We start from the raw sequence: 17016 nt of genomic DNA on the forward strand, positions 1-17016 counted from the left end.
GGCTTTTTTATTATCTGTTTTTTTCTAATTATCAGGATCCAAATAATCCGCAGTGCCGTCACCATCCTGATCTGTAAATGTTACTGTATTAATAGTAATATTTCCGGTCACATCATCTACTTCTCTACTTATTTCAACTTCGTTTGCCGCTAATATTGGATCTTCATCACCAGGACCGATAATATATTGGTTTTCTTCAATTTCATCCTTTGTAAGTCTTCCATCGTTATCATCATCTACATCTACAAAATTAGGAATCAGGTCATCGTCAGTGTCGTCGTCCTCTTCAAGTTTATTACCATTTAAATCTTCTAAAATAGAAGGAATTCCATCACCGTCCTGATCACCCATTTCAGCATTATATAATTTGAATGCAAAAATCAACTGAGAATAAACAGGGATACCTGGAGGCGGACTGGAAAAATAAGCCAATCCTGAAGGGACAAAAACGGCTCCCACACCATAATCTTCATAATCTACTGTTCCATCTGAATTAATTATAGGGTCGCCCACAGCAGTATTAAATTCTACAAGTCCATCTTGTAAACCATTGATAATAGCAGTTAGGTCAAAGCGTACAGAAGGGACAGATCCATCGAACAATGTATTGTCCAACAATCTTCCTTCAAAAGACATAGTGCCTATATCAGGAAATTTGATTCGCTCTCCTCCACCCTGTCTCACATTCAGAAAATAAAGGGTATATAATACATCCGTATCAAACCTGTCTTTTACTGTCTTACTTGACACCTGATCTATTAAAGGTATCTTTGTAGCATTATCTCCAATAAGACTGTCAAATTTTATAACATAATCAAAATTTGCAGGAGGGTTCTCAAATTCTTCGTAATTGTAAAAGTGGGTTTTCAGAAACGTTTCAATTTCTTCAGTAGCATCGACAGCTTCTTCACCACGATCCCGCGGTGGAATTACATCAACTCCATCATCCTTTTTACAGGATCCAACCACCAAGAGTATTAAGAATGTAATTGGTAGTAAAAAATATGCTTTCTTCATTCGTCTTTTTTTTGTGGGCGCAAGATACAATTTTCCATTATTTTTGTTTTAAAGATTAACGTAGAATTAGTGTTAAATGTATGAGAATTGATAAATATTTATGGTGTATACGGTATTTTAAAACCAGAAGTATTGCGACTAATGCCTGTAAGAAAGGTTCTGTACGTGTAAACAACGATATTGTAAAGCCTTCACGGGATGTATATCCGGGTGATACTATTTTGGTGCGCAAAAACCAAATTAACTATTCTCTTGAGGTTTTGGACCTTCCAGAAAGCAGGCTTGGAGCTAAGCTAGTTGATATATACAGAAAAGATACTACTCCAAAAGAAGCTTTTGAAAAAATTGAGTTGCTTAAATATTCAAAAGAATATTACCGCAAAAAGGGAGTTGGGCGCCCCACTAAAAAAGACCGAAGAGACCTTGAAGATTTTACAGGGACAGATGAATCTTAAAAGCAGTCGTATTTATTATCTTTGAAAAAACTTTTTCTTTATGACACTAACAAGTAATGTTATTTTAGACAAAAAACAAATTGATCACAAACTAAAGCGTATTGCTTATCAGGTTTACGAAACCAATGTAAACGAAGAGGAAGTTATTATTGCAGGAATTAAGGAAAATGGCTTTTTATTGGCTAAAAAACTGAAAACCATTGTAGAAAAAGTTTCGCCTCTTAAAGTGATCTTATGTGAAGTGATCATTGATAAAAAAAAACCTACAAACCCAATAGAAACATCTTTAGACCCTAAAGACTATCAAAATAAATCGCTCTTATTGGTAGATGATGTTTTACATTCCGGAACCACTCTTATTTACGGTGTGAAACACTTTCTGGAAGTGCCGTTAAAGCAATTTAAAACTGCCGTATTAGTAGATCGAAATCATAAAAAATATCCTATTAAAGCCGATTTTAAAGGAATCTCGCTATCTACTTCTTTAAATGAAAATATATCGGTTATTTTTGAAAAGAATAATGACCGGGCAGTCCTAGAATAGCTGCACAACAATTGCTTCCACAATTTCCGGAACAGAAGTACTGTTGGTTGCTACTTTAAATTGAGCTTGATTGTAATAATGAGCCCGTTCAAAAAGATGCTTTCTAATAAAATCCTTTAACTCTTCCCGTGTTCTTAAATGTGCTATAAGCGGTCTTTCATCTCTCTCTCTAAAAAGTCTTACGGTAAGTACTTCCAGAGAAGTTTTCAAATAAATGGAGACCACATCCTTTTGGGCATTTAAATAGTGCATAGTATCTCCGTAGCATGGAGTTCCACCTCCTGTAGCGATCACCAGATTATTTTTGATACCGGTAATTTTTTTTAGAATCTCACTTTCTTTTTTTCTGAAATAAATTTCTCCTTTATCAGCAAACAAAGAAGAAATAGTCTTTCCTTCTTCTTTTTCAATTTCGGCATCTAAGTCAATAAAGCCAAATTTCAAAACCGAAGCCAGCTCATATCCAACAGAAGATTTTCCGCTTCCCATATAGCCCAAAAGCACAATTTTCATTTCACAAATATCTATAGTTCCTTAATGTTTGGGTAATTCGTATTTTTTATCAAATTTAATTTAAAATAGCTTTGAAAAATAAATTTAATGATAGTATATTTGCACCCGCATTCAAGGAAGACCTGATAGCTCAGTTGGTAGAGCACCTCCCTTTTAAGGAGGTGGTCCTGGGTTCGAGCCCCAGTCAGGTCACCATTTTAAAAGTTAAGCCCTTGGTTTAACTTTTTTTTGCCCGGATGCTGGAATTGGTAGACAGGCATGGTTGAGGGCCATGTGTCCTTTAGGGCGTGTGGGTTCAAGTCCCACTTCGGGCACAATTTCTTTTCATTCTGTTGATTGTTTTAACAATTTTATTGAACAGTTTTATATAACTTTCCGCTTCTTTTTAGTACTTTGTTCCACTATTCGATGCAAATACAGTATGGAAATAAAAACGCGATTCAGTATAAAAGACCTTGAAAACTTAAGCAATGTAAAGGCTCATACCATTAGAATCTGGGAAAAACGTTACAATCTTTTAGAGCCGGACAGAACCGGTACTAATATTAGAACTTATTCACTCGATAGTCTTAAAAAACTTCTCAACGTTACTTTTCTATACAATAAAGAGTATAAAATTTCTAAAATCGCCCAATTAACCAATGAAGAAATTTGCCAGCAAATTCAAGAAGAAGCCATTCATCACCAAGAAGAGTTTGCCATAAAGTCCTTTAAAAAAGCAATGTTCGATTTTGACCATTTGTCATTTACCAAAACATGCGAACAACTTTTACAGCAGAAAACCTTCAGAGAACTTTTCTTTGAAGTTTTTATACCGCTGCTTTCCGAAATTGGAGTGCTATGGCAAACAGGAACTATAGACCCTGCCCATGAAAGGTTTATTTCGGAGCTGATCAAACAAAAAGTCATCCTCAATATTGAAAATGCACAACAGAATTTCAAGAAAAAAGGCAACGCTGTTTTTGCACTTTATCTACCCTATGAAGAAATTCATGAAATAGGGTTGCTCTACGCAAATTATGAAATCATCTCTGCAGGCTTTAAAACAATTTATTTAGGTAGTAATATCCCCCTGGACAACCTCTTCCATGTCCTAAAGCACCATGAAGGTATTATTTTTCTTTCTTATTTGACCGTCCAGCCTCAAAAAAAGAGTATCGATGAATATCTAAATGAGTTTCAAAACAGGGTTTGTGAAGCCAAACCTTGTAAATTATGGGTGATGGGTTATAAAACTCAAAATTTAGATTCAAAAAAAGTCCCTAAAAGTGTTCGAAAAATAACAGACCTTAAACAACTCCTTCTGGAGCTGGAAACACTAAAAAAATCTTAAAACCAAGAGTGTTTTGTCTTTTTTTGTTTAAATTGTAAGCAAATTTATTAAACAAAACATTGAAAGATATTTCCATTATAGGTTCAGGTTTTTCTTCTCTTGCCGCAGCCAGCTATCTGGCGAAAGCCGGTAACAAAATAACTATCTTTGAAAAGAACTCTACCATTGGTGGCCGGGCAAGACAACTTAAAAGAGAGGGGTTCACCTTTGATATTGGGCCTACATGGTATTGGATGCCAGACATTTTTGAACGTTTCTTTGCAGACTTCAACAAAAAGCCGGAAGATTATTATCAACTTACAAAACTAAATCCTGCGTATAGTGTTTACTTCGGCAAAAATGACTTTATAACCATTGAAGATACTTTTGAGAAAATTTGTACCGCTTTTGAAAATGAAGAGCCGGGAAGCTCTGTTAAGTTGCAAAAGTTTATGGATGAGGCATTGGATAACTATAATATTGCCATAAAGGATCTGGTGTATCAGCCAGGAGTTTCGCCTCTGGAACTTGTCACTCCGGTGACTATGAAAAAAATCGGACAGTTTTTTAGTACGATCAGTAAAGAGGTAAGAAAAGAGTTTAAGAATCCGCGCTTGATCTCCATTCTCGAGTTTCCGGTATTATTTCTGGGAGCTAAGCCGTCCAATACTCCTGCTTTTTACAGCTTTATGAATTATGCAGATTTTGGTTTAGGCACCTTTCATCCTAAAAATGGGATGTATTCGGTTGTCACAGGAATGAAAACATTGGCTGAAAATTTAGGAGTCGTTATAAAGACCAATCAAAATGTTGAAAGAATTGTGGTGAATGGTAAAAAAGCCTCAGCAATCGTTGTGAATGGTGAAACTATTTTGAGTGATGTGGTGTTAAGTGGAGCAGATTATCACCATACCGAAACATTACTGGACAAACCCTATCGCCAGTATTCTGAAGCATACTGGCAAAAAAAAGTATTTGCTCCTTCGGCCTTGCTGTTCTATGTTGGCTTTAGTAAAAAACTGAAGAATGTTGAACATCATACGCTCTTTTTTGATGTAGATTTTCAAGCACATACCAACGTTATTTACGATACCCCCAAATGGCCGGAAGAACCTCTTTTTTATGCAAGTTTTCCTTCAAAAACAGATGATAATGCTGCTCCCGACGGAAAAGAAGCTGGTATTTTCTTAATTCCATTAGCTCCGGGACTCGATGATATTCCTGAATTACGAGAGGAATATTTTGAGAAAATTATGACGAGATTTGAAAAATTGACCCATCAGGAAGCAAAAAAATACGTTATCTTTAAAGAGTCTTTTTGTATAAACGATTTTGTTTCTGCATACAACTCATACAAAGGAAATGCCTATGGGTTAGCGAACACTCTAATGCAAACTGCTTTTTTAAGGCCTAAATTGAAGAGCAAAAAAGTAGATAACCTCTTTTTTACCGGGCAATTAACCGTTCCCGGACCGGGAGTTCCTCCCGCACTTATTTCAGGTAAATTGGTTGCAGGTTTAATACAAAAAAATAAAAAATTGTGAAAGAATTATTCGACATTGTATCTCAAACATGTAGCAAAAAAGTGACGCATACCTATAGTACGTCGTTTTCTTTAGCTACAAAAATGTTGGCCCCTACTATCCGGCAGGATATATATAATATCTATGGATTTGTTCGTTTTGCCGATGAAATAGTAGATTCTTTTCATGAGTACGACAAAGAAACTCTTTTTAACAGATTTGAAAAGAGTCTGGAAAATGCACTTTCAGAAAGGATCAGTTTAAATCCTATTTTAAATTCGTTCCAGCATACGGTACATTCCTATGGAATCGATCAACACCTAATCGATTCTTTTATGAATAGCATGCGTTTTGATCTTTCTAAAAAAGTGTACCATACAGAAGAAGAGTACGAGGAATACATTTACGGCTCTGCAAATGTAGTAGGGTTAATGTGTTTAAAAGTATTTGTAAAAGGAGATACTGAAAAATTCGAACAATTAAAAGATGCAGCAATGCACTTAGGTTCTGCTTTTCAGAAGGTGAATTTTTTACGCGATCTGAAAGCAGATTTTAACGACTTGAACAGGACATATTTTCCCAATACCAATTTGGAAGCTTTGGATGAGGATTCGAAAGAATTCATTATAAAAGACATTGAAGAAGATTTCAAAAAAGGATATCAGGGAATATTACACCTTCCTTCCGAAGCAAAATTTGGCGTCTTTATGGCTTATCGCTATTACAAGCGCCTTCTTAAAAAGCTAAAGCGAACTCCGGCAAGGGATATCAAAAACACACGAATTAGAGTTCCCAATTATGAAAAATTTGGGCTGTTAACACGTAGTTATGTAAAATATCAATTAAAATTAGTACGATAAGTTATGAAAATTGTTCTCTGGATATTGATCTTTCTAATTACTTTTTCCATTATGGAATTTATGGCGTGGTTCACACATAAGTATATTATGCATGGGTTTTTATGGAGTCTTCACAAGGATCATCATCATAAGGACCACAATAGTTGGTGGGAACGCAATGACTTCTTTTTCATTTTTTATGCCGCGGTAAGTATTTTTTGTTTTATTGGCTGGCAGTATTACGGCTTCTGGGCAGGCTTACCAATTGGCTTGGGTATTTTTGCTTATGGAGTAGCCTATTTTATGGTGCATGATATTTTTATCCACCAGCGATTTAAATTATTTCGGAATGCCAATCATTGGTATGCCCGTGGGATTCGAAGAGCTCATAAAATTCACCATAAACATCTGGGAAAAGAGAAAGGAGAATGTTTCGGGATGTTGGTTCCTCCTTTAAAATATTTCAAAAAATAAAGAATGAAATATCTATATCTGTATTTGAATATAGGATCCATTCTCATTCCTTTTCTATTCAGTTTTCATCCTAAATTACAATTTTATAAAAAGTGGAAATCACTCTTCATTGCCATTCTTATCATGATGGCATTTTTTATTTCCTGGGATGTGGTTTTTACCAACAATGGTATCTGGAAATTTAACGATGCATATATTACAGGAGTCAAGATCTTCAATTTACCTATTGAAGAATGGTTGTTCTTTATCTGTATTCCTTATGCCTGTATTTTTACCTATTATTCTTTATTATACTTTTTTCCGAAGTTTTCTTTTTCTGAAAAAACCACCAATATCATTTATGTATCACTACTCACCACACTTATTATATTGTTATGGTATTTTTATGACCGCTGGTACACACTCATCAATTTCAGTTATGGAATCCTCTTAATGGGATTGGTTTACAATTACCAACGAGACTTGTTTAGAACCTTCTTTCCTGTCTTTCTGGTGATCCTGATTCCTTTCTTTATAATAAATGGCATTCTTACGGGTAGTGGTATTGAAGAGCAGGTAGTATGGTACGACAATACAGAAAATCTGGGAATACGTATTTTTACAATTCCCATAGAAGATATTATCTATGCGTTTGGAATGTTACTGACCGTGCTGGTTCTCACCATGTATTTTGAAAGGAAGAAAAACGCTCAATAACTACGCTACCCCTGATTACTCACTCTGAATGACACTCCCAGCCTCAAGCTTCCAGCATCCAACCTCAAGCTTCCAACTCCCAGCCCCCAACTTCAAACATCCAACTTCTTACTTCTTACTTCTTACTTCTTACTACTTACTACTTACTACTTAAATACGCACTACTAAATTTTTGCTATCTTTGAGTTTCTCCCCTTTGGTCGCCAAAACTCTTGTACAACGAAGACTTGTCGAAGTTGTATAGCGAAGGTGACTCTTAATTATTATACAATCATTAGAAAAAGTACTATTATCCGGAATTTATACTGGAATAAAAAATAAGTATTATTAAAATAATCATGACTGAAATTGAAATTTTAAAAAAAATAGAAAAAGATTTTAAAGATATAAACTTGAATGAGGCTGACACTCGATTTCAGATTATCGATGAGATTCTAACAAAGGTCTTAAAATGGCCAAAAGAAACAATAGCTAATGAAAAATACGTCTCTGGAAATCGTGCTGATTATGTACTGAAAAAAGGTGATAGACCGATTCTCATAGTTGAAAGTAAAAAAAATGAAAAATATTTCACCCTGCCAGAAAATGCAAACTTCAAAGAAGATTTTCAGAAAATTTCTATAGAGAAACTAATTACTGATGATAATATTAGAGAAGCTGTACTTCAAGTAAAAGAGTATGCGGAAGATTTATTATGCCAATTTGCAGCTATTTGTAATGGAAAAACTTGGATAATTTTTAAAATATCTTCTACAATTAAACCTTGGAAAAAACTACCTGCATATATTATAAAAGATATTTCCTATTTCATTAATAACTTGACTATTGCACAAAATTTGATTGGATTTGAGTCTGTCATTAATCAAGACTCGTTAAACAAAAATATAGGTGTTTCGAAAAAGACATACTCAGAAATTTTCTATCCAAAAAATAATATTATTGCATATGAAACTCCCGTAAACAGTAATTCATATGCTGGTCCTCTTAGGACTTTGTCTCTTAATTTTTTAGGTCCAATACCTGAATTAAATAAAGAGTTTATGGATCGATGTTATGTCACAAATAAAGGAATCCATGATAATTTACAAAAGGACGTACAAGGTTTCTTACATGATTCTCTCACGCCTTATTTTAAAAATCTAGGTTTTAGGGATTTTACGGACGACAAAAATGCTGGCGCTTTTGGTCAACGGATTGCAAAAACTGTTAAAAATGAAAACTTAAATAGTGTAATGATATTATTTGGCGGGAAGGGAGCTGGAAAGTCAACTTTCATAAAAAGGTTGTTATATCATACACAACCAGTTGAAATTGCTATGTATTCAAAAGTTGCTCTTATCACATTGTTATATTCCTCGCAAACGAAAGAAAACTTAACTAAAGAAATATGGCAAAAACTGCTTGAGGCAATAGATAAAGAATATCTGAGAAATGCTGATAGAGAAACCGTTTTAAAAACCTTTTCAACAGAATTTGAAGTATATAAGAAACAAATATTAGTGGGGCTAAGTGAAAAAAGTGAAGCCTATCAAAAGTTACTTCGTGATTTTCTGACATCAAAACTACAAGATGTTAAAGGCTTGTGTGAAAAAATAAGCCTTTTAAGTAAAAACAATAATAAGGCTCTTGTTATTTTTATCGATAACATGGATCAGCTCCCTCCAGATTTACAAGATGTTTGTTTTTTAACTGCTGGAGAAATTTCTGAAAAATTAGGATGTCTTGTAATTGTGTCCATGAGAGAGGAAAGATATTATGAAGCCAATTCTAGAGGTGTTCTTGATGCTTATCAAAGTCCTGGATTTCATTTATCTGCTCCAGTAATTCCTGAAGTAGTAATTAAAAGAATTGATTATATCTTGTATAATTTAGAATACACTGAAGATATTGATGGTGAATATGGTATAAAAAGTGTTAATGACTTGAATACATTGAAAGCATTCCTTGAAATCTGTAAAGCGCAATTAAAACGTAAATCATCTCCACTAAGTTATTTTCTTAGATATGCAACTCATAGTGATGTTAGGCTAGCTCTTGAATTTTTTAAAGGCTTTTTGACTTCAGGATACACAAATATTAATGAAATGGCCCCCCATAGAGACTGGGTTTTCCAGGTTCATCAAGTAATTAAACCAATGATGATCCCCAACAGATTCTTTTATGATGAAAGAAAAAGTAAAATTTCAAATATATTCCAATTAAGAAATGACACAGGAAGTTCGCATTTTACTGGCTTAAGAATGCTAAATTATCTCCACAACAAAGCTGGAGATAAATCATCAAAAGGTTTCATCGATGTAAAGTATTTAATACACAATTTCGATATTAAATATGACTCCAAAATTGACTGTATAAATCATTTAGATATTTATTTAGAGAAAGGTCTTGTAGAAGCAAATAATAGAGTTGAAAGGTTTTCCGAAGAAGTTAATCAAATAAAAATTACTGCTCTAGGAAACTACATTTATGAATATCTAGCATTCAATTTCGCTTATGTTGATTTAGTATCTTTAGACTGCGGTCTTTTTGAAGAGAGTTTGAGTAATTCTTTTGTTCAGTCAGCAGGTAAAGAATTAGATCTTTATTATAATCGAAACTTCATGGCTAGAATTAAATTAAGAATTCATAGAGTTAGAAGTTTTGTTGACTATTTAAAAAGAATGGAAAGCCAAGAATTTATTGATTTATCTTTGTCTTCTGCTGAACCTAGTTTTTCAAAAAAATTACATGAGTCAATCGAAAATTCCATTAAAAAAATATTAAAAAGCGCGGAAAACAAACTAATTATAGAAAACGAGTATAATTAATTGGATGTACTGTGCACTATAGAATCTCAGTAACTCTATCACACAAAATCATATATTAACCACCAACTAAATTAAACTCAACTCAAAAAGAAACCAACTCCTTTAGCGGAACACCCAGTGCCTTTGAAATTTCCAGAAGCGAATAGATTGTTGGATTGACCTTCCCGTTTTCCAGCTTCTCCAAGGCTTGTCTTTCCTTATTACAAGCTCTTGCCAGGTCAGATTGGCTCCATCCCTTTTTTTTCCTTAATGCAACAATACGCTGCCCGACCTTCTTTTTAAGTTGTTCTTTATTCACAGAACAAATGTCAATGAATTATACGACAATATTGTCATATTAAAGTTTGACAAATCGAATTAAATAAATATATTTGTCATATAATTGTATGACATAATGAAAAACTTCAGAAAAATAAAGATCCATACCAAGTATAGGGAACGTACCTATGACACTACAACGGTTCCCGAGATACGGTTGGAAGGAAAATGGCTGGAACAACTAGGGTTTAAAGAAGGCGAACAGGTACAAATAGAACAGCAAACCCGTAAATTAATCATAACGGTCTGTAAAGAATAACTCCAAAATTAATTAACTTTCAAGCTCAAATCCCAAGTACCCTATGAGAATCGGAATCATGAGTGCCATGCTCGAAGAAATTGAAACTTTGTTGGAAGCTATTGACACTCCAAAAATTACCGAAAGAGGTGGTAGAAAATATTACACAGGCAGCTTATGGGGAGTTGATGTGGTACTGGTCTTTTCACGCTGGGGCAAGGTGGCATCCGCTTCGACAGTAACCAACCTTATTGTGGAGTTTAAAGTTGACACTGTACTGTTCATAGGTGTAGCAGGAGCCATAGATATAGCTGTAAACATTGGAGATGTGGTGATAGGCAGCAATTTATATCAGCATGACATGGACGCCAGACCACTCTACAAACAATTTGAAATTCCCTTGGTCCATAGATCTTTTTTTAAAACGGACGAAACCATGAATACTCACCTCCAAAAAGCAGCAGCGCAATTTCTTTCTTCAGAAAATATAAGCCCTGAACTGAGATCAGAGTTTGGTATTGATGCTCCAAAAGTAGTCAGCGGAGCTATTGCCAGTGGCGATAAGTTCATTGCGGATTCAGAAGAAGCATCCCTCATAAAAAAAGGGCTTCCGGATGTACACTGTGTAGAAATGGAAGGAGGCGCTGTAGCACAGGTATGTTACGAATATAGCATCCCCTTCTCTATTATCAGGACCATATCGGACACGGCAGACCACAATGCAGATATGGATTTCATGAAATTTGCTAAAGAGGTGGCGAGCCGATACTCAATGGGAATCCTGCATAACTATTTTCAGATGATAAACCAAAAACAATAGAACACCCATATGACCATTAAAACTCTCGATACCATTGAGTTTCCAGCCTTAATGGATTGCTTTTTTACAGCATTTGAAAATTATTTTGTCAAAATGCCGCATGACCTCGGTTATTTCAAAAAAAGGTTAAAGGCAGCGAAGGTACGTTACGACCTTTCCTATGGAATGTTTGACAATGAAAAACTGGTTGGGTTTATCATCAATGGTATAGACAAGAGAGGCGGAGATACGATTGCCTTTAACACCGGAACGGGAGTTATTCCTGAATACAGACGGCAAAAGATCGTGCAAAAACTATACGACCATGCCATACCCCTCCTGAAGGCTAACGGTATTACCAAATGCCAGTTGGAAGTCATAACAGAAAATCATAGAGCTATAAAAGCCTATGAAAACATTGGTTTTAAGATCTGTAGGGTCCTAAAATGTTTTAGCGGTGACATTACGCTTAATACTTCTGAAACACCAAACCTGAAAAAGATCGAACATAACGATCTGGATTGGGAAAATATAAAAGGCCAGGAATACTATTCCTGGGACCATCACCAAAACTCACTTCGCGAAGGAGGTTATGACTATTACCAGATCATTGTTTCTGATACTGTAGCATCCTATTTTATCATTAATTCCGGTAACGGGGCAATAGCACAGTTCGAAAACTTTAACGACACTCCTGAAAGCTGGAACCAATTATTTTCAGGAATCAAAAGCATTTGCAGTACCATAAAGATCAATAATGTTGATGAAAGGCTGACCACCAAATTATCCTATTTGAAATCCAACGGAATTGAAAATACCATTGATCAGTTTGAAATGGAATTCCAGCTTCAATAGGCAATACTCCTGCAATCATAATTTCTCATACCTTTTCCTGAATTCTTTTCATTCAGACAACCTTTTCCAAAAATGATACGTCTATACAGATAGTCATCCATTAAAAAACGTTTCAATGAATTCAACTAAAAAGATCTCAAGAATAGCAGGGTTCCTGTATTTAATAGTCATTATCTGTGGTGTGTTTGCAGAATTTTTTGTTCGTGCAAAAATTTTTGTCTCAGGTGATGCCACTGCAACAGCCAATAATATCATAGCTTCCGAAAACCTCTACCGCCTTGGTTTTGTGAGTGATCTCGTTATGCTAACCGCTTATTTTCTTCTGCCTCTGGCTCTATATCTTTTACTGAAATCTGTAAATAAGAATCATGCAATACTGATGGTCTCCTGTGTTCTGGTAGCCGTCTCGATCATGTGTGTGAACATGCTCAATCATTTTGCACCCATATTGCTTTTGAATGGAAATGATTATCTGGATGCATTTGGAACGGACCAACTACACGGACTGGTAATGTTCTTCCTCGATATGCACTCTCATGGATACCTGATCGCCCAGATATTTTTTGGGCTTTGGCTGTTCCCTCTTGGCTATTTGGTCTTCAAATCAGGTTTCTTACCAAAAATTATAGGGATACTGTTAATGATTGGATGCTTTGGGTATCTTGTAGACTTCTTTATCGTTTCGCTTTTCCCCGATGCTGCATCGACGGTTTCAGAGGTCATTACATTACCTGCCGATCTGGGTGAATTTTCACTATGTCTTTGGCTTCTCATCAAAGGGGTAAAGAATTAATAGACATAATAAAATTTTAATTACATTTAAATTTATTAGAATGATGTCAGTACACCTTCTCTGCTTAGACTATTGTAAAATTGTTTCTGCCTACTATGCTGAAATCATAATATCAAATGTTAATTACAATTTAAGAAATGACAGAAATTCCAATACTATTTTTGATTCCTGCTATCATTACAATTGGAATTATTTTTTGGATATATATCATTTTAGATAATAAGGGCTATTCACCAAGCTTAAGTAGCCCTTATATATTAGGTAATCTTTTAGATATGTGGGATTTAGCCAATCGCACTAAATCTGTGAAGAAAAAGATTAAATATCACATTTTGATTTTTTCTGTTCCTATAGGTATTCTTTTAACAATTTTTTTGTTGATTTCTAGTATTGAAAATGATATTGCATCTAGAGATGGTTGTAGAGAGAAAGAAAATTTTCGTAAAAAAGAATGGGAAGGTATTGTTAAAGAAAAATACATTGAAACCGGTAATCACAATACTCCTGTTATCATTCTTGATTATGGTTATATGACTAATCGTATATATGACATGGCTATATATGATTCAGCTGTTTATGAAAAAATTGAAGTTGGAGATTCTTTAGTAAAAAGAAAAGGAGAAATAGCAATATATCAATATAGAAACAAAACTGAAATTGAATTAAAAAAGGAATTTGATTGTTTTGAATAAAACTATCATCAACAATATCTATATTTTAGAATAACTAAATATTCATTTTAAAAATTACAAAACCTCTAATTAATTTATAATTTTTAAAATAGCGTCTATAATCTTATTGTTGCTTACACATACTCGCTCAAAAACTCAAACAATTTTCAGTACTTTTGCAGGTACGTAAAAAGTAGCATGAAATTCAAAATTAAGTCAGATTTTACCCCAACCGGAGACCAGCCTGCTGCCATCAAAGCATTGGTGGAAGGCATCAATTCTGAAGAAAAATACCAAACCTTATTAGGTGTTACAGGTAGTGGTAAGACCTTTACTGTTGCAAATGTAGTGCAGGAGGTCCAAAAGCCTACTTTGGTACTGGCACATAATAAAACATTGGCGGCACAGCTCTATAGTGAGTTTAAAAATCTCTTTCCAGACAACGCGGTAGAATACTTTGTCTCTTATTACGATTATTACCAGCCGGAAGCATTTATTCCCTCCAGTGGTACTTATATTGAAAAAGATCTTTCTATCAACGATGAGATCGAAGTGATGCGACTGAGTACTACTTCTTCCCTACTCTCAGGACGGCGGGACGTTCTGGTGGTGGCTTCAGTATCGTGTTTATACGGTATCGGGAATCCGGCAGAATTTCAGAAAAATATCATCAAATTAAAGAGCGGCCAAACCATCTCTCGTACCAAGCTACTACATATGTTAGTGCAAAGTTTGTATTCCCGTACCGAAATGGAATTCAATCACGGGAATTTCCGTATCAAGGGAGATACTGTGGATATTTTCCCAAGTTATGCCAATGATCCCTTCCGAATTCACTTTTTTGGTGATGAAATTGAAGAGATCGAAGCTTTTGATGCACAAACCAATGAAATTATTGAAAAGTACGATCTGCTTACGGTCTACCCCGCTAATATGTTTGTGACCTCCCCGGAGGTATTGCAAGGAGCCATTCGTGAAATACAGGATGATCTGGTTAAACAAGTAGACTATTTTAAAGAAATAGGAAAACACCTGGAAGCGAAACGTCTGGAAGAGCGTACTAATTTTGACCTGGAAATGATACGCGAATTAGGTTATTGCAGTGGAATTGAAAATTATTCCCGCTACCTCGACCAGAGATTACCGGGTACGCGTCCTTTCTGCTTATTGGATTATTTTCCGGATGACTTTTTAATGGTCGTAGATGAAAGTCACGTTTCAATTCCTCAGGTAGGTGCTATGTATGGAGGGGATCGTTCCAGAAAAGAGAATTTGGTGGAATATGGCTTCCGTTTACCCGCTGCCATGGATAACCGCCCGTTAAAGTTTGAAGAATTTGAAGCATTACAGAATCAAGTGATCTATGTGAGTGCCACACCTGCTGATTACGAATTGGAGAAAACCGGAGGTGTTTTTGTAGAGCAGATCATCCGCCCCACCGGATTGCTGGATCCGCCAATTGAAGTACGCCCGAGCCTGAATCAGATAGACGACCTTCTGGAGGAAATCCACTTACGGATTGAAAAGGATGAACGTATTCTTGTGACTACCCTGACCAAACGTATGGCGGAAGAATTGACCAAATATCTGACTCGTATATCGGTCCGCTGTCGTTATATTCATAGTGATGTGGATACCTTGGAACGTGTTGAGATTATGCAGGATCTGCGCCTGGGGTTGTTTGATGTTTTAGTGGGAGTGAATCTGTTAAGAGAAGGATTGGATCTGCCTGAAGTTTCGTTAGTGGCCATCCTCGATGCTGACAAAGAGGGCTTCTTGCGAAGCGCCCGTTCGTTAACACAGACTGTGGGTCGTGCCGCACGACACCTCAATGGGAAAGCCATCATGTATGCCGATAAGATCACCAAAAGCATGCAGGCAACTATAGATGGCACTGAATATAGAAGAGAAAAGCAGATCGCTTATAACAAAGTAAACAATATTACTCCTACAGCTATTAAAAAATCTTTTGAAAATGCCCTGACCAAATCAAAACAGGAAGCATATACTTTCGAAACTGCAGACAGTCTTGCTGCTGCCGAACCGGATGATGTATATTTGACCAAACCTCAGATCGAAAAGAAGATCAGAGATACCCGAAAGGCAATGGAAAAAGCTGCAAAGGATCTGGATTTTATGATGGCAGCGAAGCTTCGGGATAAGATAAAAACATTACAACACAATCTCGAAAATGTTTGATGTATAAAGAACAATACTGAACACTGAACACTGAATACTGAATACTGAACACTGAACACTGAATACCAAAACAAATGAACCATCCCGATTCTGTTAGAATAAACAAAGCCATCAGTGATAGTGGCTATTGCTCCAGACGCAAGGCAGATACCCTTATAGAACAGGGCCGTGTTACTATTAACGGAGAAAAAGTTGCATTAGGAGATCGTGCCATGCCTAATGATGAGATCAGAGTAGATGGAAAATTGATCACTGAAAATGAAGAACTGGTTTATATTGCCTTGAACAAACCCGTTGGAATTACCTGCACCACAGACCGGCGTGTGGAAGGAAATGTTGTTGATTTTATCAATCATAAAGAGCGTATTTTTCACGTGGGTCGTTTGGACAAACCCAGTGAAGGGTTACTTTTAATGACCAATGATGGCGATATCGTCAATAAGATATTGCGAGCCGGGAATCAACACGAAAAAGAATACGTTGTCAAAGTTGACCGCCCAATCACTGACGATTTTATAAGACGCATGGGTAATGGCATCCCCCTTCACGAATTAGAGGTCACCACAAAAAAATGCAAAGTGGAACGGATAAGCAGGTTTGTATTTAAAATTGTTCTCATTCAGGGCCTCAACCGTCAAATACGCAGAATGTGTGAATATTTAGGCTATGAGGTCGTAACACTAAAGCGACTACGCATCATGAATATCGATTTGGGAGAACTTCCGGTTGGGAAATGGAGGGATCTTACTGCCAAAGAGCTACAGGGACTAAAAGATGCTGTAAAAGTATCGGATAATGCCCCGCAATCTGACCGTATTAAAAGTACCGGAGGTAAAAGAAGGCGCGGGCGTTAATGCCATTCAGAGCCACGATGTCATTCAGAGCGAAGCGAAGAATCTAAGAGAAAAGAGATTCCTCATCCAACCTTTGCTACGCTTCGGTCGGAAGTCGGAATGACAGCTT

General features: G+C 35.9%; 18 protein-coding genes and 2 tRNA genes. 17 read left to right on the forward strand and 3 right to left on the reverse strand.

Translation table 11 applies throughout. The features are described from left to right. Positions 1–24: 24 nt before the first annotated feature. Positions 25–1017, reverse strand: coding sequence for an FKBP-type peptidyl-prolyl cis-trans isomerase (locus tag ACY2RT_RS14445; protein WP_490156635.1), 993 nt, complete (start codon positions 1015–1017; stop codon positions 25–27). A gap of 80 nt (positions 1018–1097) precedes the next feature. Here ACY2RT_RS14445 and ACY2RT_RS14450 point away from each other — a divergent pair, with 80 nt between their 5' ends. Beyond that, entirely contained in the window at positions 1098–1472 is a 375-nt protein-coding gene (locus tag ACY2RT_RS14450; RefSeq protein WP_490156636.1) for an RNA-binding S4 domain-containing protein, read from the forward strand. 40 nt (positions 1473–1512) lie between these two features. After that, on the forward strand, positions 1513–2016 hold the full coding sequence (locus tag ACY2RT_RS14455) for a phosphoribosyltransferase family protein (protein ID WP_490156637.1): 504 nt from the start codon (positions 1513–1515) through the stop codon (positions 2014–2016). On the opposite strand, the gene ACY2RT_RS14460 is transcribed toward ACY2RT_RS14455, so the two are convergent. Then, positions 2008–2529, reverse strand: coding sequence for a shikimate kinase (locus ACY2RT_RS14460; RefSeq protein ID WP_490156638.1), 522 nt, complete (start codon positions 2527–2529; stop codon positions 2008–2010). The genes ACY2RT_RS14455 and ACY2RT_RS14460 overlap by 9 nt on opposite strands. 119 nt (positions 2530–2648) lie before the next feature. On the opposite strand from ACY2RT_RS14460, the gene ACY2RT_RS14465 reads away from it, so the two are divergent. From ACY2RT_RS14465 to ACY2RT_RS14500, 8 genes are all read left to right on the forward strand, one after another. Next, positions 2649–2724, forward strand: a tRNA-Lys gene (locus tag ACY2RT_RS14465). Between the two features lie 35 nt (positions 2725–2759). Continuing rightward, positions 2760–2843 (forward strand) — tRNA-Leu (locus tag ACY2RT_RS14470). Between the two features lie 107 nt (positions 2844–2950). Beyond that, a complete protein-coding gene (locus tag ACY2RT_RS14475) occupies positions 2951–3862 on the forward strand; it encodes a MerR family transcriptional regulator (RefSeq protein WP_490156639.1) in 912 nt (303 codons plus the stop codon). Between the two features lie 59 nt (positions 3863–3921). Beyond that, positions 3922–5385, forward strand: a complete 1464-nt coding sequence (locus tag ACY2RT_RS14480) for a phytoene desaturase family protein (protein ID WP_490156640.1) — start codon at positions 3922–3924, stop codon at positions 5383–5385. Further along, a complete protein-coding gene (locus ACY2RT_RS14485) occupies positions 5382–6224 on the forward strand; it encodes a phytoene/squalene synthase family protein (RefSeq protein WP_490156641.1) in 843 nt (280 codons plus the stop codon). The genes ACY2RT_RS14480 and ACY2RT_RS14485 overlap by 4 nt, the downstream gene beginning before the upstream one ends. 3 nt (positions 6225–6227) lie before the next feature. After that, the gene (locus ACY2RT_RS14490) at positions 6228–6677 is read left to right on the forward strand and encodes a sterol desaturase family protein (protein WP_490156642.1); all 450 of its coding nucleotides are present in this window, start codon (positions 6228–6230) and stop codon (positions 6675–6677) included. 3 nt (positions 6678–6680) lie between these two features. Continuing rightward, positions 6681–7373 (forward strand): lycopene cyclase domain-containing protein, encoded by a 693-nt coding sequence (locus tag ACY2RT_RS14495; protein WP_490156643.1) that lies wholly within the window; start codon positions 6681–6683, stop codon positions 7371–7373. 338 nt (positions 7374–7711) lie between these two features. Further along, positions 7712–10180, forward strand: coding sequence for a P-loop NTPase fold protein (locus ACY2RT_RS14500; RefSeq protein WP_490156644.1), 2469 nt, complete (start codon positions 7712–7714; stop codon positions 10178–10180). Positions 10181–10262: 82 nt separating this feature from the next. Here the strand turns inward: ACY2RT_RS14500 and ACY2RT_RS14505 are convergent, their stop codons facing one another. Beyond that, entirely contained in the window at positions 10263–10478 is a 216-nt protein-coding gene (locus ACY2RT_RS14505; RefSeq protein WP_490156645.1) for a helix-turn-helix domain-containing protein, read from the reverse strand. A 96-nt stretch (positions 10479–10574) separates the two neighbouring features. On the opposite strand from ACY2RT_RS14505, the gene ACY2RT_RS14510 reads away from it, so the two are divergent. The 7 genes from ACY2RT_RS14510 (at position 10575) to rluF (ending at position 16907) form a co-directional block, all read left to right on the forward strand. Next, a complete protein-coding gene (locus ACY2RT_RS14510) occupies positions 10575–10757 on the forward strand; it encodes a SymE family type I addiction module toxin (RefSeq protein ID WP_490156646.1) in 183 nt (60 codons plus the stop codon). Between the two features lie 43 nt (positions 10758–10800). After that, on the forward strand, positions 10801–11556 hold the full coding sequence (locus ACY2RT_RS14515; protein WP_490156647.1) for a 5'-methylthioadenosine/adenosylhomocysteine nucleosidase: 756 nt from the start codon (positions 10801–10803) through the stop codon (positions 11554–11556). 9 nt (positions 11557–11565) lie between these two features. Then, positions 11566–12390, forward strand: coding sequence for a GNAT family N-acetyltransferase (locus ACY2RT_RS14520; protein WP_490156648.1), 825 nt, complete (start codon positions 11566–11568; stop codon positions 12388–12390). Between the two features lie 115 nt (positions 12391–12505). Further along, positions 12506–13183, forward strand: coding sequence for a DUF4386 domain-containing protein (locus ACY2RT_RS14525; protein WP_490156649.1), 678 nt, complete (start codon positions 12506–12508; stop codon positions 13181–13183). A 137-nt stretch (positions 13184–13320) separates the two neighbouring features. Then, a complete protein-coding gene (locus ACY2RT_RS14530; protein ID WP_490156650.1) occupies positions 13321–13875 on the forward strand; it encodes a hypothetical protein in 555 nt (184 codons plus the stop codon). Between the two features lie 177 nt (positions 13876–14052). Beyond that, on the forward strand, positions 14053–16053 hold the full coding sequence (gene uvrB / locus ACY2RT_RS14535; RefSeq protein ID WP_490156651.1) for an excinuclease ABC subunit UvrB: 2001 nt from the start codon (positions 14053–14055) through the stop codon (positions 16051–16053). Between the two features lie 74 nt (positions 16054–16127). Beyond that, positions 16128–16907, forward strand: coding sequence for a 23S rRNA pseudouridine(2604) synthase RluF (gene rluF, locus ACY2RT_RS14540; RefSeq protein WP_490156652.1), 780 nt, complete (start codon positions 16128–16130; stop codon positions 16905–16907). Positions 16908–17016: the final 109 nt, after the last annotated feature.

Source organism: Ulvibacter sp. 2210JD10-4 (assembly GCF_058148525.1).

Excerpts from the sequence above, each read along its gene's own strand:
- ACY2RT_RS14445 (WP_490156635.1), bottom strand. The coding sequence starts at position 1,017 with ATGAAGAAAGCATATTTTTTACTACCAATTACATTCTTAATACTCTTG.
- ACY2RT_RS14450 (WP_490156636.1), top strand. The coding sequence starts at position 1,098 with ATGAGAATTGATAAATATTTATGGTGTATACGGTATTTTAAAACCAGA.
- ACY2RT_RS14455 (WP_490156637.1), top strand. The coding sequence starts at position 1,513 with ATGACACTAACAAGTAATGTTATTTTAGACAAAAAACAAATTGATCAC.
- ACY2RT_RS14460 (WP_490156638.1), bottom strand. The coding sequence starts at position 2,529 with ATGAAAATTGTGCTTTTGGGCTATATGGGAAGCGGAAAATCTTCTGTT.
- ACY2RT_RS14475 (WP_490156639.1), top strand. The coding sequence starts at position 2,951 with ATGGAAATAAAAACGCGATTCAGTATAAAAGACCTTGAAAACTTAAGC.
- ACY2RT_RS14490 (WP_490156642.1), top strand. The coding sequence starts at position 6,228 with ATGAAAATTGTTCTCTGGATATTGATCTTTCTAATTACTTTTTCCATT.
- ACY2RT_RS14495 (WP_490156643.1), top strand. The coding sequence starts at position 6,681 with ATGAAATATCTATATCTGTATTTGAATATAGGATCCATTCTCATTCCT.
- ACY2RT_RS14500 (WP_490156644.1), top strand. The coding sequence starts at position 7,712 with ATGACTGAAATTGAAATTTTAAAAAAAATAGAAAAAGATTTTAAAGAT.
- ACY2RT_RS14510 (WP_490156646.1), top strand. The coding sequence starts at position 10,575 with ATGAAAAACTTCAGAAAAATAAAGATCCATACCAAGTATAGGGAACGT.
- ACY2RT_RS14515 (WP_490156647.1), top strand. The coding sequence starts at position 10,801 with ATGAGAATCGGAATCATGAGTGCCATGCTCGAAGAAATTGAAACTTTG.
- ACY2RT_RS14520 (WP_490156648.1), top strand. The coding sequence starts at position 11,566 with ATGACCATTAAAACTCTCGATACCATTGAGTTTCCAGCCTTAATGGAT.
- ACY2RT_RS14525 (WP_490156649.1), top strand. The coding sequence starts at position 12,506 with ATGAATTCAACTAAAAAGATCTCAAGAATAGCAGGGTTCCTGTATTTA.
- ACY2RT_RS14530 (WP_490156650.1), top strand. The coding sequence starts at position 13,321 with ATGACAGAAATTCCAATACTATTTTTGATTCCTGCTATCATTACAATT.
- uvrB (WP_490156651.1), top strand. The coding sequence starts at position 14,053 with ATGAAATTCAAAATTAAGTCAGATTTTACCCCAACCGGAGACCAGCCT.
- rluF (WP_490156652.1), top strand. The coding sequence starts at position 16,128 with ATGAACCATCCCGATTCTGTTAGAATAAACAAAGCCATCAGTGATAGT.